The organism is Variovorax raffinosi (assembly GCF_051216615.1).
GTDB lineage: Bacteria > Pseudomonadota > Gammaproteobacteria > Burkholderiales > Burkholderiaceae_C > Variovorax.
Genome location: NZ_JBPJZR010000018.1, coordinates 75,754 through 96,022 on the forward strand (window position 1 = coordinate 75,754; position 20,269 = coordinate 96,022).

Here is a 20,269-nt window from a genome sequence, read left to right on the forward strand (position 1 = left end):
GGACAACACATGGCATCCGTATCCTTTCGCAATATCCAGAAATCCTTCGGCAAGGTCCAGATCATCAAGGGCCTGGGCTTCGACATCACCGATGGCGAGTTCGTGGTGCTGGTCGGGCCTTCGGGCTGCGGCAAGTCGACGCTGCTGCGCATGCTCGCCGGCCTGGAAGACATCAGCGGCGGCGAGATCATGATCGACGGCCGCGTGGTCAACGACCTCGAATCGAAGGACCGCGACATCGCGATGGTGTTTCAGAGCTATGCGCTCTATCCGCACATGACGGTGGGCGAGAACATGGGCTTCAGCCTGCGGCTGCGCAACGCCGAGAAGTCGGTGACCGACGAGCGCGTGGCGCGGGCCGCGAAAATTCTCAACCTCGATGCGCTGCTGGGGCGCTATCCGCGCGAGCTGTCGGGCGGGCAGCGCCAGCGCGTGGCCATGGGCCGCGCCATCGTGCGCGATCCGAAGGTGTTCTTGTTCGACGAGCCGCTGTCGAACCTTGATGCCAAGCTGCGCGTGGCGATGCGGGCCGAGATCAAGTCGCTGCACCAGCGCCTGAAGACCACCACCGTGTACGTGACGCACGATCAGATCGAGGCCATGACCATGGCCGACCGCATCGTGGTGATGCACGACGGCATCGTCGAGCAGATCGGCACGCCGCTCGACCTGTACGACCGCCCCGACAACCTGTTCGTTGCGCAGTTCATCGGCTCGCCGTCGATGAACGTCATCGAGGGCACGGTGCGGCGCTCGGGGGGCGATTGCTGGGTCGAGGCGCAGGGTGCGCGATGGCCTGTGGCCCCGGGTGCTTCGGCGCCCGATGGGCAGCCGGTGCACTACGGCATCCGGCCCGGCGACATCACGCTGGGTGGCGGCTCGCACGGGGTGGAGGCGAAGGTGATCGTGGTCGAGCCCACGGGCGCGGAAACCGAGCTGCTGGTGCAGGTCGGCGAGGCCAAGCTGGTGCTGGCGGTGCACGGCCGGGTCGATGCCAGGCCCGATGAAATCGTGCGCCTTGCCATCGACCCGGAGAACGTGCACCTGTTCGACCGGCAGACCGGCAAGCGCATGGGCTGACGACCTCGCCCAGGCGCCGGGTTTCAGGCCGTGCGCAGCCGCAGCAGCGCGCGCACGAAGCCGTGGTCCGAGCGCGAGCGGTCGCGCCCTTCGTGCAGGTGGTCGTTGAAGTAGTCGACCCGCCGCACATCGCCCAGGCTGTGGCGGCTGCTCGCGATGAATTCCTCGCTCACCAGAATCTGGTCGAGCACATCCGGAAAGCCCTGGTGGATGTGCGAATAGGCCACGTCTTTCTTCAGCGCCGACTCGCCCTGCATCTCGTAGGCATTGAACAGCGCCACGTCGCGCGCTGACTTGTCGTAGGCCACCTCGGAGGTCGCGGCCACCAGTTGCGTGGTCACGCTGTGCGGGTTGTCGTTGAAGTCGCCCATCACCACCAGCGGCGTGTTCGTGCCTTGCAGCAGGTCGATGACGATGCAGCGCAGGGCGGCGGCCTCCGCGCCGCGCATCAGCAGCGAGCGCAGCGAGGCCATCACGCCCACCTTGCGGTCGTCGCGGTCTTCGAGGTGGTTGCCCTGCGCGTCCTGCAGGAACTTCGGTCGCTTGGACTTCAGGTGCACCGTCAGCACATGCACCTGCTGGCCGTGCTTCATGCGCAGCGTGGCCAGCAGGGGCGGGCGCTCGAAGCGCGTGTGCGGGCCGATGCCGGGCACCTCGACGCTGAAGCCCGGGGGAAAGTCGAAGAAGGATTGAACGTGGTCCACCTGCAGCCGCGTTGCAATGCCCACGCGCGGCGTGCCCTGCGCGCCGGGCCTTGCAGGCGTGCCTGCGGGGCTGCCGGGCGGCGGCGTGTTCTCGGCACCCGGCACCGAGACGAAGTCATAGCGCAAGCCGCTGCGCGCGATGGCGGCTTTCAGCGCCGCTTCGTCCCACACCTCCTGCACCGCGAGCACGTCGGCATTGAGCGCGTGGAAGCGCTCGCCGGTCCATTCGATCTTTCGCTCGTACTCGCGCTCGGTGTAGGCGTCCTGGTTCTCGTAGTACACGCGGTTGGGGTTCGCGAGGTTCAAGAGGTTGCAGGTGGCTACGAAGAGGGTGGCGTAGTTGGGTGGGATGTATTGCATGGCGCAACGATTGTGGCCCGGGTATGGCGCCGCCGCATCACCAAAGAAAAAGGGCACCGAAGTGCCCTTGCTCAGGTTCCGGGCAGGCGTGCTGCCCGGATGTGTGTGCTCTCTCAGCGACCGAACGAACGACCGCCGCCGCCACCGGAGCGGCCACCACCACCGCCGCCGTAACCACCACCGCCACCACCCGAACGGCCACCGCCGCCCGAACGGTTGCCGCCGTAGCCGCCACCACCACCGCCACCCGGGCGGCCGCGGCCACGGCCTACACCCATGTGGTCGACGCTCGTGCGCAACGGATCCGGCTGGCCCTCGCCACCCGAGACCGATTCGGCGCGCAGGTGCGCGACCTGGTTGGCTTGCGTCGGGCTGTGGCTGTTGCCGTGATGGCGCGGTTGGCGCTCGTCATGCGGCATATGGTTTTGCGGTGCATGGTGCGGCGCGCGTGCCGGACCTTGCGGGCCGCGGCCTTGCGGTGCGCGTGCACCCTGGCCGCGCGGGCCCTGGCCCTGACCCTGGCCGCCGCCATTGGCGTTTCGGCCTTGACCGCCACCGCCGCCCTGACCGCCACCACGGCGTTGACCGCCGCCGTTGCCGCCACCACCACCGCCGGCGCGTTCGCCGCCACCCTGGCCGGCCTTGTTCTCGCGGATGCGCGAGAGCATTTCGGTGCGGGCGGCCTTGGCGGCTGCCTGCATCACGTCGCGGCTCGGCGGACGGCCGGCACCGCCCCAGATCGTCTGGCGACCCATGGCGATCGGCTCGGCGCGTTCGCCGTCTTCAGGACCGAAGCCCTCGACGCGCTGCACCGGAATCGTCTGCTTGGTGAAGCGTTCGATTTCCTGCATGAAGCCTTCTTCGTCCAGGCACACGAAGCTCACGGCCTCGCCGCTCGAACCGGCACGACCGGTGCGGCCGATGCGGTGAACGTAGTCTTCGCTGACGTTCGGGATTTCGTAGTTCACGACGTGCGGCAGCTCGTCGATGTCGATGCCGCGTGCCGCGATGTCGGTGGCCACCAGCGCGCGGATGTCGCCGCTCTTGAAGCCGGCCAGCGCCTGCGTGCGGGCGCTCTGGCTCTTGTTGCCGTGCAGCGCCATCGCCTCGATGCCGTTCTTGGTCAGGAACTCGGCCACGCTGTTGGCGCCGAACTTGGTGCGCGTGAACACGAGCACCTGGCTCCACTTGTTCTCGTTGATGATGTGCGCGAGCAGCGCCTTCTTCTTGCCGCGGCCCACCGGGTGGATCACCTGGGTGATGCGCTGCACGGTGGTGTTGCGCGGCGTGACCTGGATGCTCTGCGGGTTCTTGAGCAGCGTGGCGGCCAGGTCGCGGATTTCGTCGCTGAAGGTGGCCGAGAACAGCAGGCTCTGCTTTTCCTTGGGCACCAGCGCCAGGATCTTCTTCACGTCGTGGATGAAGCCCATGTCCAGCATGCGGTCGGCTTCGTCCAGGATCAGCATCTGGACCTGGCTCAGGTCGAGCATGCCTTGCTGTTGCAGGTCGAGCAGGCGGCCGGGCGTGGCCACGAGGATGTCGACACCCTTCTTGAGCTTGCTGATCTGCGGGTTCATGCCGACGCCGCCGAAGATCACGGTGGAGTCGAGCTGCAGGTACTTGCCGTAGGTGCGAACCGACTCTTCGACCTGTGCCGCGAGTTCGCGGGTGGGGGTCAGCACGAGGGCGCGGATGCCGACGCCGCCGAACTTGTTGGTGGCGCTGCGGCTCATGGTGAGCTTGTGCAGCATGGGCAGCGTGAAGGCGGCCGTCTTGCCGGTGCCGGTCTGGGCGCCGCCGAGCAGGTCGTGGCCGTCGAGCACGGCGGGGATGGCTTGCGCCTGGATGGGGGTCGGGGTGTCGTAACCGTGCTCGTGCACAGCCTTCAAGATGGCGGGAGCCAGCTTCAGTTCATCAAAATTCATTGGAAACAATAAGCGCCATACACGGCGCAGTGGCATCGGCCCGCTTGGCGTCTTGTTGACGCCGAGCCAGTCAAGGCAGATGAAGGTCAGGGGTGGGAGCCGAAAAACCCGTCGTGATAAAGGGCTTTCTTCGTCCCCGGCAGAGAGCCGGTGTTTCGGGCAACTGGACCCGGAAACGGTGCCTATTGTCGCATGAGTCGATAATCGGTGGTTTGCCGCGCCCGAATGCCTCCCAAGGGCTTCTTTCGGGCGACCGCGCTTTCCCCCGAATCTTTGTACCCAAGGTAACTACTCCCAGATGGCTCAATACGTCTATTCGATGAACCGCGTCAGCAAGACCGTGCCGCCCAAGCGGCAGCTCTTGAAAGACATTTCGCTCTCTTTCTTCCCTGGCGCCAAGATCGGCGTGCTCGGCCTGAACGGCTCGGGCAAGTCCACGCTGCTCAAGATCATGGCGGGTGTGGACAAGGAGTTCGAAGGCGAAGCGCTGCCCATGCCGGGAATGACCATCGGCTATCTGGAGCAGGAACCCAAGCTCAACGCCGAGCACACGGTGCGTGAATCGGTCGAGGAGTCCATGGGCGCGGTGTTCGCGGCCAAGGCGCGCCTCGAAGAGGTGTACATCGCCTATGGCGCCGAAGACGCCGATTTCGACGCGCTGGCGGCTGAACAGGCCCAGCTCGAAGCCATCATCGCCACCGCCGGCACCGATTCCGAGCATCAGCTGGAAATCGCCGCCGATGCGCTGCGCCTGCCGCCGTGGGACGCGAAGATCGGTCTGCTGTCGGGCGGCGAAAAGCGCCGCGTGGCGCTGTGCCGCCTTCTGCTGTCCAAGCCCGACATGCTGCTGCTCGACGAGCCGACCAACCACTTGGACGCCGAATCGGTGGAGTGGCTCGAAGTGTTCCTGCAGCGCTTCACGGGCACCGTGGTGGCCATCACCCACGATCGCTACTTCCTGGACAACGCGGCCGAGTGGATCCTGGAAATGGACCGCGGTCGCGGCATTCCATGGAAGGGCAACTACAGCACCTGGCTCGAGCAGAAGGGCGAACGCCTGGCGCAGGAGCAAAAGAGCGAAGAAGCCCACGCCAAGGCCCTGAAGAAGGAACTGGAGTGGTCGCGCCAGAACCCGAAGGCACGCCAGGCCAAGAGCAAATCACGTCTCGCCCGCTTCGAAGAGCTGAGCGACATGGAATACCAGAAGCGCAACGAAACGCAGGAAATCTTCATTCCTGTGGCCGAGCGGCTGGGTCAGCAGGTGTTCGAGTTCCACGGCGTGAGCAAGTCCTTCGGCGACCGCATGCTGATCGACAACCTGAGCTTCACCGTGCCGCCGGGCGCGATCGTCGGCATCATCGGCCCGAACGGCGCCGGCAAGTCGACGCTGTTCAAGCTGCTCGCGGGCAAGGAACAGCCGGACGCCGGCAGCGTGGTCATCGGCTCGACCGTCAAGGCGGCTTTCGTCGACCAGCACCGCGACGAACTCGCCAACCAGAAGACCGTGTGGGAAGACATCTCGAACGGCCTGGACATCATCAACGTCGGCAAGTTCCAGATGGCCAGCCGCGCGTATGCGGGCCGCTTCAACTTCAACGGCGCGGACCAGCAGAAGAAGGTCGGCACGCTGTCGGGCGGTGAACGCGGCCGCCTGCACCTGGCCAAGACGCTGATCGCCGGCGGCAACGTGCTGATGCTTGACGAACCCTCGAACGACCTGGACGTCGAAACCCTGCGTGCGCTCGAAGACGCGCTGCTCGAATTCGCCGGCACCGTCATGGTCATCAGCCATGACCGCTGGTTCCTCGACCGTATCGCCACGCACATCCTCGCGGCCGAAGGCGACAGCCAGTGGACCTTCTTCGACGGCAACTACCAGGAGTACGAAGCCGACAAGAAGAAGCGCCTGGGCGAAGAAGGCGCCAAGCCCAAGCGCATGCGCTACAAGGCCCTCAAGTAAGACTTGGTCTTTCTCCCTCCCCTCCCGGGGGAAGGTTGGGGTGGGGGCACGACGGCCTTCGAACAAGCCTCAAGCTGTTTCAGCCAAGGCGCGCGGTTCCGCAAGGGACCGCGCGCTTTTTTCATCCTCGGCCGCAAACACCTCGCGCGCCGCGAAGAGGCCGTTCAGCGCCGCCGGAAAGCCCGCGTACACCGCCATCTGCATGATGACCTCGATCACTTCGTCGCGCGTCACGCCGACGTTCAGTGCGGCGTGGATGTGCACCTTCAACTGCGGCGCGGCATTGCCCATGGCGGTGAGCGCGGCCACTGTCGCGATCTCGCGGGCGCGCAGGTCGAGGCCGGGGCGCGAGTAGATGTCGCCGAACGGAAACTCGATCACCAGGCGGGCGAAGTCCGGCGCGATGCCGGCCAGGCTCTCGACCACCTTGACGCCGCCTTCGCCATCGATCTCATGAAGCTTGGCCAGGCCACGCACGTAGCGCAGGCTGTCGCCTTGGCTCTGGCCCAGGTTCTGTTGAGTGTTGTTCGTCATCGCTTGTCTTTCCTTCCCGGGCTTTGCCCGACAGAGGAGGACGCTTGTTCGTCTTCTCGACCTCGCGGTAGTGGTCGATCTTGAGCGACAGCGCCTGCATGGATTGCTGCAGCGCCGCCACCTTGGCCTGAACTTCGGCGAGGTGCTCCTCGAGCATCTCGCGCCGTTCGCCGACGCTGGCGTCCCCCTGGCTTCGAAGCCTGACGAAGGCCTGCATGCCCTGGATGGACATGCCGGTCTCGCGCAGGCGCAACAGGAAAGCCAGCAAGTCCATGTCGGCGCTCGCATAGCGCCGCTGACCGCCGGGTGCACGGGACACCGCGGCAATCAGCCCGATGCGTTCGTAGTAGCGCAGCGTGTAGGCCGAAAGGCCGGTTCGCTCTGCGACTTGTGCAATGGTCAGGCTGGTTTCCATGGCGTTGATTCTCGAAATTAGAGTGCGCTCCAAGTCAAGCGCTTTGCCGAACTATTTTTCAGGGCCGAGAAGATCGGCGTCCAGCCAGCCGCGCAGGCTGCTGTGTGCCATGGCAGCGATTCTGCTGGCCGGAGTGCGCGCAAGGCCAGGCGGCGCCCGGTTTGCGAGTATGTTCCGGTCGTCAACCATAGAAGGAGGATCAACCGATGAACGTATTGCGTCTTTGGCCCGCGATCGGCGCGCTGGTCATGTTGTCCGCCTGTAGTCCGGCGAAATACCTCACAGCCACCGGCATCAAGGGCAACAGCTACGTGGGCAAGCCATTCAAGGAGGTGATCAAGGAATACGGCCCCCCCACCAGTATCAAGGACAGTGCCCAGGACCCGAACTTCACCATGATGATGTACGAGGGCGGGCATTTCACCGCGACCGTCAGGGACACGGTCGGTACCTCCACGCGATTGACACCCGGCGGCCCCGAACAGACGGTTCTCTACCGTGATCGCCAGGTCGAACGGAGCTGCCTGCAGGCCTTCTGGGTCGACAAGAAGGATCAGCTCGTCAAGGTGTTCGACTGGAGCGGCAACTGCTGGTAGGGCAGGCAGGGCAGGCCCTCGTCCGCCGCTTCACCTCAGGTCCGCATCCAGCCAGCCGCGCAGGCTGTTGACGAAGGCCAGCGCACGCACGCGCGGCAGCTCGTCCACCCGCACCACGGCCTCGGTCAGTTGCCCTTCGCGCAGCCGGCGTGCGCGGCCGATGCCGCCCAGCAAGCCGCAGCGCAGCGGCGGCGTGACCCAGCGGCCCTCGTCAAGCAGCAGCGCGATGTTGCCGCGCGTGCATTCGGTGATCTCGCCGTGGCGGTTCCAGAGCAGGGTGTCGAACACGCCGGGCTCGGTGGGCGTGAAGGCTTCGTAGTGCGCGCGGCGCGTGGTCTTGAAGCGGGAGAAGGCGCTGTGGGCCTCATCGAAGGCGCGGGAGGCGAGCTGCAATCGCACACGTGGCGGCGGCGCATCCATCGCGAAGGCTTCTGCACGCGGCCGTCCTTGCGAATCGAGCAGCAGGCGCACGCGCCACGCACCTGCCGGATGCGCTTCGGTCAGGTGATGAAGGCATGCCGCCACGACCACCTCGTTCCATGGATAGCCGAAGTGCGAGGCCGCGTTCTGCATGCGCGCCAGATGCGCGGGAGCATCGCGCAGCGCGCCATCGACCAGCGCCAGGGTTTCGAGCAGGTCGAAGGGCGGTTCCGCAGCCGCCGGCGCAGGCATGCCACCGCTGCCGAGAAAGGCCCGCTTGTGCCGCCACTCGTCCCATTCCGCATCCGCGCGCGCATCGGCCGTGATGCCGCTGCCGATGCCGCATCGCGCGTCGGTGCCGCGCAGCGTCACGGTGCGGATGGGCACGTTGAAGGTCGCATGGCCGCCCGGCCGCACCACGCCCACCGCGCCGCAATAGACGCCACGCGCCTCGGGCTCCAGCGCGCGGATCATCCGCATCGCGCTGACCTTCGGCGCACCGGTGATGGAGCCGCAGGGGAACAGTGCCGCGAACACATCCACCAGCGAGACGCCGTCGCGCACCGTCGCCTCGACATCGGAGGTCATCTGCCACACGGTCGGCAGCGCCTCGGTGTGAAAGAGACGGGGCACGCGCACCGAGAAAGGCTGCGCGATGCGAGACAAGTCGTTGCGGATCAGGTCCACGATCATCACGTTCTCGGCCCGCTCCTTGGGCACGGTGCGCAACCGCAGCGCCAGTGCCTCGTCTTCGGCGGGCGTCGCGCCGCGCGGGGCGGTGCCCTTCATGGGGCGGGCCAGGATGCGGTCGCCCTGCCAGTCGAAGAACAGCTCGGGCGATACCGACAGCACCTGCTCTTCGCCGGTGTCGATGAAGGCGGCGTAGCCGTTCGGTTGCGCCCGCTGCAAGGCCATGAACAAGGCCCGCGGATCGCCACGGAACTCGGCGCTCAACGGTGCCGTGTAGTTGAGCTGGTACAGCTCGCCATTGCCGATGGCGCTGTGGATGGCCTGCATGTTCCGGTCGAACGCCGTGCGCGACAGCGCGGACTGCCATTCGACCGCCGGCACGAGCCCATCGGATGCCTCCTGCGAAGGCCACGGCAGCGGGGCGTCATGCACGCCGAACCAGGCCAGTGGCCCGTCGCTCGCATGCACCGCGAATGCAGGATCGAAGGCGGCCGCTGCCTCGTAGCGCAGGTAGCCCACGCACCAACGCCCTTCGCGCGACAGCGCTTCGACCGCTTCAAGCACAGGCCGCACTTCGTCAGGCGCGCGCGCCACGAGCACGCGCGAAGGCGCTCCGAAAGCCGCGCGCAGCCGCGTCTTCCCGTCGCTTCGCGGCTCGGCGAAATCGATCAGCGTCTGCACGAAATGCGCGTCGTCGTCAGGCAGCTTCAGCTTCACCCGGTTCGCCGGCTGCTGCCGCACCGTCCTTCGGTGGCGAGCCCGCCAGCACCCGCTTGCGCACTGCATAGATGTTGTTGCGCAGGGCATAAAGCTCGTCGGCATACGACAGCGGCACGGCCACCTTGTTGACCACGCGGTCCAACTCGTCCAGCTCCTTGAGCAGCGTGTCACGTTCGCCGCGCTTGGCGTCCACCTTCGCCTCGATGTCGCGCAGCCGCGCATACCAGCGGAACACGCGGCGGCGCACGCGGAACTGGTAGAGCGGCGGAATCACGCGGCTCAGCGGCAGCATCAGCACCAGCAGGCCGCCGAGCACCAGCCACATGCGCTCGACGAGGTTGCTGGCCCAGAAGGGCAGGTAGCGCTGCCAGACCGGCGGCGTGCCGTTGATGGCGCGGTCGCCCTCGGGGCTCACCGGCAGTTCGCTGGTGCGCGTGTTCGGAAAATCGCGCGCGCGGTTGAACCAGCCGGCGCCGCTGTGCACCGTTTGCGCGGCCTGAGCGAACAACTGGCGCAGGGCCGGGTGGGTTTCTTCGCGCGACAGCAGCGAGGTGGTGGCCGCGAGCAGCGACACGTCGTGCGATGGCAGGTCTTTCGACAGGTCGACCACGCCGCGCGGCAGCGTCACTGTCGACAGGAAGGGAAAGCGCCGCGAGTAGGCGTCGGCCTGGCCGAAGTCCATCAGCTTGATGCCGTCCGCGCGCAGCAGGTGCTGCACCTGTGGCGACTGCGGCGCCGAAGACAGCACGATGGCATCGAGCAGCCCGGCCTCCAGCGCCCCGGCCGCGGCGGCCTGTTCCAGGTTCGACAGCAGCACGTCGTCGGGCCCGAGCCTGTTGGCCTTGAGCAGCCGCTCCATGATCTCGGGCAGGCCGCTGCCCGGCATGTCGACGTTCACGCGCAGGCCGCGCAATTGCGTGAGCGAGGTCAGCGTGCTGGTCTTGCGGTCGATCTTCTGCGCCGAGTCGGTGCGATAGAACAGCCAGATCGGCTCGAAGAACAGGCTGCCCAGCGAGCTGAGGCCGGCCTCTTCGTCGGCCACCGGGTCGGCACTGCCGCCGCGCACGAAGCCCACGTCGGCGCCGCCGGTGCGCAGCAGTTGCAGGTTCTCGGTCGAGCCCGAAGTGGCTTTCAGTTCCACGTCGATGCCGCTGCGCTTCAGGGCCTCGGCATAGTGCTTGCCGAACTGCGCATAGGCGCTGCCGGTCGGGCCGGTGGCCAGCGTCACGTGCTTCGGTGGCTGCGGCTGCAGCCACCAGTAAGCCGCGATCAGCAGGCCGATGACGAGGAACACGATGGGCCCTGCCGACGCGATCAGGTCGCGGATCGACAGCAGGATCAGCTTCAGGGTTCTGGGGAACGCCATGGTGGTCCTTTCGTTGGTTCAGCCGCGTGTTGCGGCCAGGTCGGCGGCGCACGGAATGTGCAGCTCGCCCACCGTCACGGCGCGTGCCGCATGCACGGCGCGCAGCGTGGCAATGGCCACCACTTCAGCCGCCATGGTGCTCAGCACCGTCATGCCGGGCGCATTGCCTTCGAGCGGCACGCGGCCGGTGGCCAGCGCGAACAGCGTGTCGCCGTCGCTCATGGTGTGCACCGGATTGATGGCGCGCGCCAGCCCGTCGTGGGACACGGTGGCCAGCCGGTTGGCCTGCACCTTGGTCAGCACGGCGTCGGTGGCGATCACGCCGATGGTGGTGTTGGTGCCGGCCAGCAAGGGCTTGGGCAGGTCGCCCCGCAACAGCGCCCGGCGGGTGTCGAGCAGGGCCTTGCCGTCTTCGGTGCGCGCGCCGGCCACCGGCTGGCCGGTGTTGTGGTCGATCACGTCGCCCAGTGAATTGACCGCGATCAGCGCGCCCACCGTGACGCCGCCGACCGTGACGGACGCGGTGCCGACGCCGCCCTTCATCGCGCGGTTCACGCCGAAGAGCTTGCCCACCAGCGCGCCGGTGCCGGCGCCCACATTGCCTTCGGCGGGGGCGGCGGTGCTCGCCGCTTCGCAGGCTGCGTAGCCGGCGGCTGCATCGGGGCGGATGCGTGCATCGCCCATCGGCAGGTCGAACAGCACGGCGGCGGGCACGATGGGCAGGATGCCGAAGCGCACGTCCATGCCGATGCCGCGTTCTTCCATCCAGCGCACGGCGCCTTCGGCGGCGGCCAGGCCCCAGGCGCTGCCGCCCGCGAGCATCACGGCGTGCACGTGCTGCACCAGGTTGCCGGGCGCCAGCAGGTCGGTCTCGCGCGTGCCGGGGGCCGCGCCGCGCACGTCCACGCCGCCCACGGCGCCTTCGCGCGCCATGATCACGGTGCAGCCGGTGGGGCGGCGGGTGTCGGAGAAATGGCCGACTTCGATGCCGGCAACGTCGGTGATGGAGCCGGCGGAATGGGAAAGAGCGGAAGAGGGGGCTGACATGGCGGCCGATTATGAGACCGTGCCTCTACGATAGGCGCCATGACAGTTGCAAGAAGTAGTTTCTCGGGGGCCGGCGATACGAGGCGTCACGTCGTGGTGATCGGCGCGGGCGCCGTGGGCAGCGCCACCGCCATCGAGGCGCTGCACGCCGGCTTGCGCGTGACGGTGGTCGAGCCCGGCGAACCCGGTGGCCCGCACGCCACGAGCTACGGCAACGCGGGCTGGCTTTCGTCGCATTCGGTGGTGCCGCCCGCGCTGCCCGGCGCCTGGCGCAAGGTGCCGGGCTGGCTGGCCGACCCGTTGGGGCCGCTCGCGTTGCGCTGGCGCTACCTGCCGCGCGCCACGCCCTGGCTGCTGCGCTACCTGGCATCAGGCTGGACCGAGGCGCGCGTGCAGCGCATCGCCGACGCGCTGCGGACCCTGCTGGCGGATGCGCCGGCATTGCACACCCGGCTCGCGGCTGAGGCAGGTGTGCCGCAGCTCATCGAACGGCGCGGCCTGCTGCATGCCTATTGCTCGCGCGCCGAGTTCGAAGGCGATGCGCTGGCGTGGCGCGTGCGCCAGCGCACGGGTGTCCATTGGGAAGAGTGGTCGGCTGACGAGCTGCGTCGCCAAGAGCCCGACCTCGATGCGCGCTACACCCTTGGCATCTTCGTGCCCGAAGCCGGGCATTGCCGTGATCCGGGCACCTATGTGGCGGCGCTGGCGCGGCATGCGCAGGCGGGCGGTGCCGAGCGCCTTGCCACGCGTGCGACGGGTTTTCGCATCGAAGGCGGCCACTTGCGCGCGGTACTGACCGAGGCGGGCGAGATCGCCTGCGACGCTGCTGCCATCTGCGCCGGTGCGCGTTCCGGCGCGCTGGCGGCAGCGGCAGGCTCTGCCGTACCGCTCGAATCCGAGCGCGGCTACCACGTCGTCGTCGAAGGGGCTTCGGTAGGGCCGCGCACGCCGGTGATGGCGGCGGACGGCAAGCTCATCGCCCACTGGATGGACGGCGGCCTGCGCGCCGCGGGCCAGGTCGAGATCGGCGGCCTCGATGCCGCGCCCGACTGGCGCCGCGCCGAAATATTGCATCGCCATCTGCAATCGATGTTTCCGGCGCTTGCAGGCACGGCCGGCACCACCACCGTGAAGCACTGGCTCGGCCATCGCCCCAGCCTGCCCGATGGCTTGCCCTGCATCGGCCCGTCGGCTGCCAGCACCGACATCGTGCTGGCCTTCGGCCACGGCCATGTGGGCTTGTGCGGCTCGGCGCGCACGGGCCGGCTCGCGGCCCAGTTGCTCGCAGGCATCGCGCCCGAAATCTCGCTGGCGCCTTTCGCTCCAAAGCGCTTCGTTTGAGTCTTTGGTCGCCGGCGGTCAGCGACCGCCGGCGCCGGCCTTGATGCTCACGAAGCGTCGACAGCTTCGCGTGACTCAGTGGATCAGTTGGCCGCTTCGATCGACATGACCGTGAGCGCGCCGTCGACCTTGTCGGCGGTAAAGCGCACCTTGTCGCCGGCCTTGACCTTGGTGAGCAGGGCCGGGTCTTTCACGCGGAAGACCATCGTCATGCCGGTCATGTCGAGGTTCTGGATGTCGCCGTGCTTGAGGGTGATCTTCTTCGCGTCGGTGTCGATCTTGCGCACTTCGCCTTCGACGGACGGCAACGTGGCCTGGGCGAAGGCGGCTGCGGCGAGCAGGGCGGCGGAGAGGGCGGTAACCAGTTTCTTCATGATGAATTTCCTTTCGAGGTTTTTCAGAGGGTTCAGCGATAACTTTGATAGACGCGCGTACTGCCATCGGCCAGCACCAGCAGCACGTCATACGGATCGCGCTGGTCGCCGTAGGCCGCACCGTCCATGCCGGGCGAGCCGACCGGCATGCCGGGAACGGCAAGGCCGATGGCCTTGGGCTTTTCCTTCAGCAGGCGATGCACTTCGCGCGCCGGCACATGGCCTTCGATGGCGTAGCCGCCGACGCGTCCGGTGTGGCACGAGCCCAGCTTGGCGGGCACGCCCAGCCGTTCGCGCGCGGCGCTGTTGCCTTCGTCGTGCACGCGGGTGGCAAGGCCGTTCTTGTTGAGGTGCTTGACCCAGTCCTGGCAGCAGCCGCAGTTCGGGTCTTTCCATATCTCGACCATCGGCGCGGCGGCCAGTGCGGCGAGCGGCAGCGTGGCGGTGGAGGCCAGCGCCAGCAGCGGGGCTGCGCGCTTCAGCAGGGTTCGTCGTTGCATCGTTCGTTCTCTCCTTGTCGTCATGGCTTGGGTGCGGCTGCCAGCACGCGGATGCGGCCGGCCATGCCGAGTTCGTAGTGGTCCTTCACCAGGCAGGCAAAGTCGAAATCGCCGGCGCGGTTGAAGGTCCAGACCATGTCGCCGGTCTTGCCGGCGGGCACGTGCACCATCCACGGGTCGTCGTGCTCCATGTCCGGAAATTTCTTCATCATGGCCGCATGCGCCTCGATCTCGGCCGTGGTGCCGAGCACGAGTTCGTGCAGTTCCTTGCCGCGGTTCTTCAGTCGCAGGCGGATGGTGTCGCCCTCGCGCACCTCGATCACCGAGGGCGTGAAAGTCATGTCGTCGGCCATCGCGATGTCGATGGTGCGTTTCACCGCGCGTGCCTGCCCGGCGATGCCCCAGGGCTTCTGTTCGGGCGCGGCCGTGGTGGTGCCGTGAGGCTTGGCGCCGTGGTTCTCGTGGGCCTGCGCTGTAGTGGCGGCGCCTGCAAGGGCAAGGCAGGCGGCGATGGATGCGAGTGTCTTGTTCATGAAGTGGATTCCAGAAAAAAGAGTGATCAGTGGTTGTGCGCGCCCTGGCCCGAAGGCTTGCGCACGGTGGCATCGGTCTTGTTGCTGTCGCCGCCCTTGGCGGAAGGAGCGTTGCGCGTGGCCGGTGGCACGGCCGCGCCGGGCACTTCGCGCGCGACGGTCCCGGCCGGATGCTTGAACCAGCCCGGGTCGCGGTAGTCGCCCGGCTTCTGGTCGCGCCGCACCTTGAGCAGCGTGAACATGCCGCCCATCTCGGCCGATCCGAAGGGTCCGGTGCCGGTCATCATCGGCATCGTGTTGTCGGGGATGGGCATTTCCATCTCGCCCATGTCCGCCATGCCCTTGTCGCCCATCACCATGTAGTCGGGCACCAGCTTGCGGATCTTGTCGACCACGCCTTTCTGGTCGACGCCGATCATGGTCGGCACCTCGTGGCCCATCGGTCCCATCGTGTGGTGCGCCTTGTGGCAGTGCAGCGACCAGTCTCCTTCTTCGTCGGCGATGAATTCCATCTGCCGCATCTGGCCCACCGCCACGTCGACCGACACCTCGGGCCAGCGTGCGGTGCGCGGCACGGGGCCGCCATCGGTGCCGGTCACCTCGAACTCGTGGCCGTGGATGTGAATGGGGTGGTTGGTCATCGTGAGGTTGCCCGCGCGGATGCGCACCCGGTCGCCCTTGCGCACGTTCAGCGTGTCGATGGCAGGGAACACGCGGCTGTTGAAGCTCCAGATGTTGAAGTCGGTCATGGTGTTGACCTTGGGCGTGGCGCTGCCGGGCTCCACGTCGAAGCTGCCGAGCAGAAAGCAGAAGTCGCGGTCGACTTTCTCGATCAGCGGATGCTCCGCCTTCGGGTGCGTGACCCAGAAGCCCATCATCCCCATCGCCATCTGCACCATCTCGTCGGCATGCGGGTGGTACATGAAGGTGCCGGGGCGCCGTGCGGTGAACTCATACACGAAGGTCTTGCCCGGCGGAATGTGCGGCTGCGTGATACCACCCACGCCGTCCATGCCGTTGGGCAGGCGCTGGCCGTGCCAGTGCACTGTCGTGTGTTCGGGCAGCTTGTTGGTGACGTAGATGCGCACGCGGTCGCCTTCGACCACTTCGATGGTCGGGCCGGGCGACTGGCCGTTGTAGCCCCACATGTTGACCTTGAAGCCGGGTGCCATTTCGCGCACCACGGGTTCGGCGACGAGGTGGAATTCCTTGACGCCGGCGTTCATGCGCCAGGGCAAGGTCCAGCCGTTGAGGGTGACGACGGGGTTGTACGGCCGTCCGTTCGGTGGCACGAGCGGTGGTGCGGTGGCGGTGGAGGCTTGCGTCACCGGTTCGGGCAATGCAGCCATCGACACGCGGCTGACCGTGGTTGCGGCGACGGCCGTTGCTGCGCCCGCGAAGAAGTTGCGTCGGTTCATTTCAGTTGTCCTTGGCGGGGGTGTTGCTGTGGGCTCGGGTGCGGGAGCATTCGGGGTACGTGCGAATGACGCCAGGTGCTCCCCTCCGCGAATGTCCCCCGCTTCGCTCCTCCTTTATTTCGCTGCGGGGAGCACCTGGCGTCATTCGCACAGGGCACGCCGCGCGTTTGCGGCCGATCAACAACTGCTCCGGATAACGCTCGCGCTGGCGGTGTGCTCTGCGCAGCGAAATCAAGGAGGAGGGGCGCGCAGCGCCCCGGGGGACATTCGCGGAGCAGAGCACGCCGTCAGCGCGAGCGCGCCCTGAACAACGCGCATCAAACACAACGCGACGAACAAAAGAGCAATGCGTCATCTCAATGCCCTCCCGCAGCAGGCTCACCGGTCGCAGCCGTCTGCAGCGCCGTCATGCCACCGGGCGAGCTGCCCGTGAGCACCAGTTGCAGGTCGGTGTCCGCCAGCCAGAAGTCGCGCTGCGCCTCGATGCCGGCGTTCACCACCAACATGCTCGCGCGCGTTTCGCCAAGCAGCTCCCACACGCTCGCGAGCATGCCGTTGTAGCGCAGCACCATTTCCTCGTTGACCTGCTTGCGCAGCGGCAACACTTCGTCGCGGTAGCGGCGGGCGATGGCGTAGGCGGTGTTCCAGCCCTGCCAGGCCTCGCGTGCCTCGCTCGTGGCCAGCACGCCCACGTCGCGCACGCGCGCGGCCGACTGCAGGTACTGCGCCTCGGCACGGCCGTTGCGCGACTGGCCCCAGTCGAAGATTGGAATGGGCAGGTCGAGTTCGAAGCCGCGCTTGGTTTTCTTCGTGCGGTCGGCGTCGTTGTCGAAGGTGGTGTTGCGCACCACGCCCAGCTCCATCGCGTTGATGACGCTGGTCGCGTGCGTGAGGCCGAGCGAACCGGCCACGGCCGAGTTCTGTGCCTGTGCCGAGCGCACGTCGAGCCGGTCGCGCAGCGCCAGCGCCTGCACATCGCCCAACTCGGGCGCGGCTTGCGGCAGCGGCGGCAGGCGGTCCGGCAAGGTGTAGCTGGTGCGCGTGCCGCTCAGGCCCAGCAGGCGCGTGAGCTGTTCGCGGCTGGCAACGGCCGCCTGTTCGGCCCGTGCGAGCTGCGCGGCCGCATCGGCCAGCAGCAGTTGTTCGCGCGTGCGCTGCAAGGCGCTCCAGTTGCCGGCCTTGGCCATGCGGTGAGCGAGCTCGGCGCCGGCTTCGGTCGCTTCCTTCGCATCGCGCAGGTAGACCACGCTCTGCTGCGCCGCCACCGCGCGCACCCAGGCGCGGCGGGTGTCGGCGGCCAGGATCAGCACGCTCTGCGCGGCCTGCAGCTTGGCGGCTTCGTGCCGCTGGCCGGCCCAGCGGGCCTGCCACGGCAGCGTGATCAGGCCCAGCACGTTGAAGCGGAGCATTCGCTCGAACTCGCGCTCGCTGCCCTGCGCCAGCCGGCTGAAGGAAAGCACCGGGTTCGGCAGGCTCGCTGCCTGCACGCGGTCGGCGTCGCTCAGTTGCAGGGTGGCGAAAGCGTCTTGCACGCGCGGGCCGTTGACCAGCGCGATGCGCACGGCGGCCTCGGCGTCCAGCGGTTTGGCGAGCAGCGCATCGACGCTCTTTTGCGAGGCCTCGTCAGGCGTGCGCTGGGCCGCGGTGCCCGCCATCAGCGGGTTGCCGTTGACCAGCGCCTGCACATCGGCGGTGCCGCCGTCGGGCGAGAGGCTGGCGCAGCCGGCCAGCGTCAACGCGCCAGCCAGTGCGATGGCGCTTCGGATGAATGAATGAGGGGCCATGCGTCCGCTGGGCGGGCGCAGATCGCCATGTGGTGTTGTCACATGGCTGGGGATGCCGGCGGGTTGCCAGCGAACAAAGGGGTTCACGCTCGATCTCCATGAGCAATTCGACGGACGCCGCGAGCCTGCAAAGGCTCACTGCGGACGGACTACGGGCAGGGAGATCAGGAAATGGGCGGCTTGAAGCCCAGGGCGGGCTCTGCGCTGGCGAAGCGGCTCGCGTGTGCAGCGGGCGGCGCCTGGGGCGCACCGTGCACGATGTCGATGAGGGGCATGCCACCGAGCGCCACCGTGTGGCAGACCTGGCAGGCGGTGCAGGTGTTGCAGCCCTGATGGTCAGTGCCGCTGTCGCTGTTGTCGTGAGAGCTGGTGTGGTCGGCCATGTCCATGGTGCCGCTGCCGGCCTCCATGGCTTCATGGCAATGCGCTTCAGTGGCCATGGTGGCCGAAGAAGAAGCCGTCGACACCGCTGCCGCTGCCGCGGGCAACGAGTGCCGCACCATTTCGACCGCCATGGCGTCGCCGAGCCAGCCGCGAATGGGCAGCAGGACGATCATCAAGGCGAGCAACAGGGTGCGCATGGGGCGCGATGATAAACCGGTGGCCTAAGACACCAGTTGGCCACGGGCCTTGTCGGCCCACACCTGCAGGTTGTCGAGCAGGTCCTTCTGGCTGAAGGAACAGCTCTCTTCGCTGAAGAGCGCGCTCGATTCGAGCCGGTCGAGCAGGTTCAGCAACACCTCGCCGTAACGTGGCGGCAGGGTAGCGAGCAGCTCGGTGCTGGCGCGGGCGTCGTTCGACAGCGTGCTGACCGATCCGCCGCCGCCGTTGCGCAAGGCGCCCAGGCCCGCGGCGATGGCATCGAGTTGCTGCGTGGCGTTTGTGGTGCTCATGACGAAGCCTTTCCGGGCGGCGGCAGCGACAGGCCACGCTCGCGCATCAGGTCGCGCAGCACGTCGGGGTAGTCGGTGATGAGGCCGTCCGCGCCCCAGTCCATCAGCCGCAGCATGTCGGCGCGCTGGTTCACGGTCCAGGGCAGCACCTTCAGGCCGAGCTTCTGCGCTTCCTTGATGACGGAGGGTGTCAGGTCGGCAAAGGCCGGCGACCAGATCACCGAGCCCGGCGCGTTGGCCGATGCGGCCCTGACCATCTGCGGCACCGAGGCAAAACCAGCCGCATCGAAGCCGGCCGTCCAGCGGCTGTCCTTCAGCGTGCGGGGCGTCGTGAGGTAGGCGCGCGGCAACTGTGGCGCGAGCTGGCCGACCAGCGTCAGCGTGCGCCAGTCGAAGCTCTGGATGGTCACGCGGTCGGCCATCCTGGCCTTGTCGATCTCGGCCAGCAGCGCGCGCACCATGGGCTCCGGCGCGGCGGTTTCATTCGGCTTGTTCGGATCGATCTTGGTCTCGATGTTGAAGCGCACCGTCGCCGCATTGGCGCCGCGCGCTTGCACTTGCGCGAACAACGCGGCCAGCGTCGGGATGCGTTCGCCGTCTCGCGGCAGTTGCAGCGCGAACTGCTTGCCGTAGTCGCTCGCGGGGTTGAGGCGGCCCACGTCGTAGGTCTGCAGTTGCACCAGCGTGAGCGAGCGGATGGCCGCGCCGCTCTTCGGTGCAAGCCAGGCACCGCTGGCGTCGCGCGTGTGGTCGGGGTTGAGCGAGGTGTCGTGCGAGATCACGACCACGCCGTCGGCCGTGAGCCCGATGTCGAGTTCGAGCGTGGTGACGCCGAGGTCGATGGCGTTCGAGAAGGCGGCCAGCGTGTTTTCAGGAGCAAGGCCGCGCCCGCCACGGTGCGCTTCGAGGTCGAAGTGCTGCTTGGCCGTCGGCATGACCGCTGCGCAGCCGGAGAGCGTCAGGGCGAGGGCAAGAAGGGCGTGTTTCGCGTGTTTCATTTGAGTTGGACCTTGATCCCACTGTCTAGCACGGTGATGTCGCCGATCTCGTAGGTCTTGCGGCCGACCGTGAGTTCATCGGCCGTGAAGCTGCGCAGCACCTGGCCTTGCAGCAACTCTTGCGCGACCACGCCGCCGACCTTCTGCAGCCGTTGCGCATCGCGGCCTTCCACGCCTTGCAGTTCGAGCTTTTCCGCCTTGGGCTGGTCGAGCCGCAGCGCGCGGGTGGCGGCGTCGTAACGCAGTGCGCTGCTGACCGACACGATGCCCTGTACCGGCGAGGCGGCCAGCAAGGGGCTTGCAATGGTCAGCGTGGCCGTGATGGTCGCGCGGTTGGCTTGTGCATCGAGCGCCAGTTGCGGATCGCGCAGCCCGACCATGAAGATCTCGGCATAGCGCTCGGCCACCGGAAAGCGCTTGGCGATCTGCGTCTGCAGCTCGTCGCGGCTCGCGGTGTATTCGCTGGTGAAGAAATTGAAGCCGGCCAGCGCCGCGAACGGCGCCGGCAGGGCCGCGGCGCCCAGCAGCGCACGCAGCAACCGACGGCGGGAGGTGGTGGGGGACGGGGTGCGGAGGTTCATACCGTCCCGAGCTTGCCACAGCCGCAAAGG

20 protein-coding genes are annotated in these 20,269 nt (G+C 67.5%); 4 read left to right on the forward strand and 16 right to left on the reverse strand.

Annotation, left to right across the window (positions count from 1 at the left end):
* Window positions 1-9 precede the first annotated feature (9 nt).
* Window positions 10-1,080 (forward strand): ABC transporter ATP-binding protein, encoded by a 1,071-nt coding sequence (locus ACSFB7_RS34260; protein WP_435476794.1) that lies wholly within the window; start codon window positions 10-12, stop codon window positions 1,078-1,080.
* Between the two features lie 23 nt (window positions 1,081-1,103).
* Here the strand turns inward: ACSFB7_RS34260 and ACSFB7_RS34265 are convergent, their stop codons facing one another.
* Complete coding sequence (locus ACSFB7_RS34265; protein ID WP_435476795.1) at window positions 1,104-2,144, reverse strand: endonuclease/exonuclease/phosphatase family protein; 1,041 nt, start codon at window positions 2,142-2,144, stop codon at window positions 1,104-1,106.
* A gap of 113 nt (window positions 2,145-2,257) precedes the next feature.
* Window positions 2,258-4,069, reverse strand: a complete 1,812-nt coding sequence (locus ACSFB7_RS34270) for a DEAD/DEAH box helicase (protein WP_435476796.1) — start codon at window positions 4,067-4,069, stop codon at window positions 2,258-2,260.
* A 298-nt stretch (window positions 4,070-4,367) separates the two neighbouring features.
* Here ACSFB7_RS34270 and ettA point away from each other — a divergent pair, with 298 nt between their 5' ends.
* The gene (ettA, locus tag ACSFB7_RS34275; RefSeq protein WP_435476797.1) at window positions 4,368-6,029 is read left to right on the forward strand and encodes an energy-dependent translational throttle protein EttA; all 1,662 of its coding nucleotides are present in this window, start codon (window positions 4,368-4,370) and stop codon (window positions 6,027-6,029) included.
* A gap of 69 nt (window positions 6,030-6,098) precedes the next feature.
* Here ettA and ACSFB7_RS34280 read toward each other — a convergent pair whose 3' ends face one another.
* Both ACSFB7_RS34280 and ACSFB7_RS34285 read right to left on the reverse strand, forming a co-directional pair.
* The gene (locus ACSFB7_RS34280; protein ID WP_435476798.1) at window positions 6,099-6,563 is read right to left on the reverse strand and encodes a carboxymuconolactone decarboxylase family protein; all 465 of its coding nucleotides are present in this window, start codon (window positions 6,561-6,563) and stop codon (window positions 6,099-6,101) included.
* Window positions 6,481-6,978, reverse strand: coding sequence for a MerR family transcriptional regulator (locus ACSFB7_RS34285; protein ID WP_435476799.1), 498 nt, complete (start codon window positions 6,976-6,978; stop codon window positions 6,481-6,483). Before ACSFB7_RS34285 ends, ACSFB7_RS34280 begins: the two co-directional genes overlap by 83 nt.
* Window positions 6,979-7,184: 206 nt before the next feature.
* On the opposite strand from ACSFB7_RS34285, the gene ACSFB7_RS34290 reads away from it, so the two are divergent.
* Entirely contained in the window at window positions 7,185-7,574 is a 390-nt protein-coding gene (locus ACSFB7_RS34290; protein ID WP_435476801.1) for a hypothetical protein, read from the forward strand.
* 30 nt (window positions 7,575-7,604) lie between these two features.
* On the opposite strand, the gene pabB is transcribed toward ACSFB7_RS34290, so the two are convergent.
* Genes pabB through ACSFB7_RS34305 form a run of 3 tightly spaced genes read right to left on the reverse strand, consistent with a single transcriptional unit; the run spans window position 7,605 to window position 11,817 of the window.
* A complete protein-coding gene (pabB, locus tag ACSFB7_RS34295; protein WP_435476802.1) occupies window positions 7,605-9,401 on the reverse strand; it encodes an aminodeoxychorismate synthase component I in 1,797 nt (598 codons plus the stop codon).
* On the reverse strand, window positions 9,382-10,770 hold the full coding sequence (locus tag ACSFB7_RS34300; RefSeq protein ID WP_435476803.1) for a TAXI family TRAP transporter solute-binding subunit: 1,389 nt from the start codon (window positions 10,768-10,770) through the stop codon (window positions 9,382-9,384). Before ACSFB7_RS34300 ends, pabB begins: the two co-directional genes overlap by 20 nt.
* An 18-nt stretch (window positions 10,771-10,788) precedes the next feature.
* The gene (locus tag ACSFB7_RS34305; RefSeq protein ID WP_435476804.1) at window positions 10,789-11,817 is read right to left on the reverse strand and encodes a P1 family peptidase; all 1,029 of its coding nucleotides are present in this window, start codon (window positions 11,815-11,817) and stop codon (window positions 10,789-10,791) included.
* A 39-nt stretch (window positions 11,818-11,856) separates the two neighbouring features.
* Here ACSFB7_RS34305 and ACSFB7_RS34310 point away from each other — a divergent pair, with 39 nt between their 5' ends.
* Window positions 11,857-13,158, forward strand: coding sequence for an NAD(P)/FAD-dependent oxidoreductase (locus ACSFB7_RS34310; RefSeq protein ID WP_435476805.1), 1,302 nt, complete (start codon window positions 11,857-11,859; stop codon window positions 13,156-13,158).
* 83 nt (window positions 13,159-13,241) lie between these two features.
* On the opposite strand, the gene ACSFB7_RS34315 is transcribed toward ACSFB7_RS34310, so the two are convergent.
* The 9 genes from ACSFB7_RS34315 to ACSFB7_RS34355 all read right to left on the reverse strand — a co-directional run bounded on the left by ACSFB7_RS34315 (window position 13,242) and on the right by ACSFB7_RS34355 (window position 20,239).
* Complete coding sequence (locus ACSFB7_RS34315; protein ID WP_435476806.1) at window positions 13,242-13,532, reverse strand: copper-binding protein; 291 nt, start codon at window positions 13,530-13,532, stop codon at window positions 13,242-13,244.
* 32 nt (window positions 13,533-13,564) lie between these two features.
* A complete protein-coding gene (locus ACSFB7_RS34320; RefSeq protein ID WP_435476807.1) occupies window positions 13,565-14,032 on the reverse strand; it encodes a DUF411 domain-containing protein in 468 nt (155 codons plus the stop codon).
* A 20-nt stretch (window positions 14,033-14,052) separates the two neighbouring features.
* A complete protein-coding gene (locus ACSFB7_RS34325) occupies window positions 14,053-14,565 on the reverse strand; it encodes a cupredoxin domain-containing protein (protein ID WP_435476808.1) in 513 nt (170 codons plus the stop codon).
* A 26-nt stretch (window positions 14,566-14,591) separates the two neighbouring features.
* A complete protein-coding gene (locus tag ACSFB7_RS34330; protein ID WP_435476809.1) occupies window positions 14,592-15,983 on the reverse strand; it encodes a multicopper oxidase family protein in 1,392 nt (463 codons plus the stop codon).
* 356 nt (window positions 15,984-16,339) lie between these two features.
* Complete coding sequence (locus tag ACSFB7_RS34335) at window positions 16,340-17,854, reverse strand: TolC family protein (RefSeq protein ID WP_435476810.1); 1,515 nt, start codon at window positions 17,852-17,854, stop codon at window positions 16,340-16,342.
* Window positions 17,855-17,931: 77 nt separating this feature from the next.
* A complete protein-coding gene (locus tag ACSFB7_RS34340; protein WP_435476811.1) occupies window positions 17,932-18,348 on the reverse strand; it encodes a hypothetical protein in 417 nt (138 codons plus the stop codon).
* Window positions 18,349-18,372: 24 nt separating this feature from the next.
* Window positions 18,373-18,660 carry a hypothetical protein gene (locus ACSFB7_RS34345; protein ID WP_435476812.1) on the reverse strand — a complete coding sequence of 96 codons (288 nt, stop codon included), beginning with the start codon at window positions 18,658-18,660 and terminating at the stop codon, window positions 18,373-18,375.
* Complete coding sequence (locus ACSFB7_RS34350) at window positions 18,657-19,658, reverse strand: glycerophosphodiester phosphodiesterase (protein ID WP_435476813.1); 1,002 nt, start codon at window positions 19,656-19,658, stop codon at window positions 18,657-18,659. The genes ACSFB7_RS34345 and ACSFB7_RS34350 overlap by 4 nt, the downstream gene beginning before the upstream one ends.
* Window positions 19,655-20,239: a YceB family lipoprotein gene (locus ACSFB7_RS34355; RefSeq protein WP_435476814.1), complete on the reverse strand. Its 585-nt coding sequence runs from the start codon at window positions 20,237-20,239 to the stop codon at window positions 19,655-19,657. Before ACSFB7_RS34355 ends, ACSFB7_RS34350 begins: the two co-directional genes overlap by 4 nt.
* Between the last annotated feature and the right edge of the window lie 30 nt (window positions 20,240-20,269).

Bases quoted from the DNA above. Each gene is read 5' to 3' on its own strand.
- ACSFB7_RS34260 (WP_435476794.1), top strand. From the start codon at position 10: ATGGCATCCGTATCCTTTCGCAATATCCAGAAATCCTTCGGCAAGGTC.
- ACSFB7_RS34265 (WP_435476795.1), bottom strand. From the start codon at position 2,144: ATGCAATACATCCCACCCAACTACGCCACCCTCTTCGTAGCCACCTGC.
- ACSFB7_RS34270 (WP_435476796.1), bottom strand. From the start codon at position 4,069: ATGAATTTTGATGAACTGAAGCTGGCTCCCGCCATCTTGAAGGCTGTG.
- ettA (WP_435476797.1), top strand. From the start codon at position 4,368: ATGGCTCAATACGTCTATTCGATGAACCGCGTCAGCAAGACCGTGCCG.
- ACSFB7_RS34280 (WP_435476798.1), bottom strand. From the start codon at position 6,563: ATGACGAACAACACTCAACAGAACCTGGGCCAGAGCCAAGGCGACAGC.
- ACSFB7_RS34285 (WP_435476799.1), bottom strand. From the start codon at position 6,978: ATGGAAACCAGCCTGACCATTGCACAAGTCGCAGAGCGAACCGGCCTT.
- ACSFB7_RS34290 (WP_435476801.1), top strand. From the start codon at position 7,185: ATGAACGTATTGCGTCTTTGGCCCGCGATCGGCGCGCTGGTCATGTTG.
- ACSFB7_RS34300 (WP_435476803.1), bottom strand. From the start codon at position 10,770: ATGGCGTTCCCCAGAACCCTGAAGCTGATCCTGCTGTCGATCCGCGAC.
- ACSFB7_RS34305 (WP_435476804.1), bottom strand. From the start codon at position 11,817: ATGTCAGCCCCCTCTTCCGCTCTTTCCCATTCCGCCGGCTCCATCACC.
- ACSFB7_RS34310 (WP_435476805.1), top strand. From the start codon at position 11,857: ATGACAGTTGCAAGAAGTAGTTTCTCGGGGGCCGGCGATACGAGGCGT.
- ACSFB7_RS34315 (WP_435476806.1), bottom strand. From the start codon at position 13,532: ATGAAGAAACTGGTTACCGCCCTCTCCGCCGCCCTGCTCGCCGCAGCC.
- ACSFB7_RS34320 (WP_435476807.1), bottom strand. From the start codon at position 14,032: ATGCAACGACGAACCCTGCTGAAGCGCGCAGCCCCGCTGCTGGCGCTG.
- ACSFB7_RS34325 (WP_435476808.1), bottom strand. From the start codon at position 14,565: ATGAACAAGACACTCGCATCCATCGCCGCCTGCCTTGCCCTTGCAGGC.
- ACSFB7_RS34330 (WP_435476809.1), bottom strand. From the start codon at position 15,983: ATGAACCGACGCAACTTCTTCGCGGGCGCAGCAACGGCCGTCGCCGCA.
- ACSFB7_RS34340 (WP_435476811.1), bottom strand. From the start codon at position 18,348: ATGCGCACCCTGTTGCTCGCCTTGATGATCGTCCTGCTGCCCATTCGC.
- ACSFB7_RS34345 (WP_435476812.1), bottom strand. From the start codon at position 18,660: ATGAGCACCACAAACGCCACGCAGCAACTCGATGCCATCGCCGCGGGC.
- ACSFB7_RS34350 (WP_435476813.1), bottom strand. From the start codon at position 19,658: ATGAAACACGCGAAACACGCCCTTCTTGCCCTCGCCCTGACGCTCTCC.
- ACSFB7_RS34355 (WP_435476814.1), bottom strand. From the start codon at position 20,239: ATGAACCTCCGCACCCCGTCCCCCACCACCTCCCGCCGTCGGTTGCTG.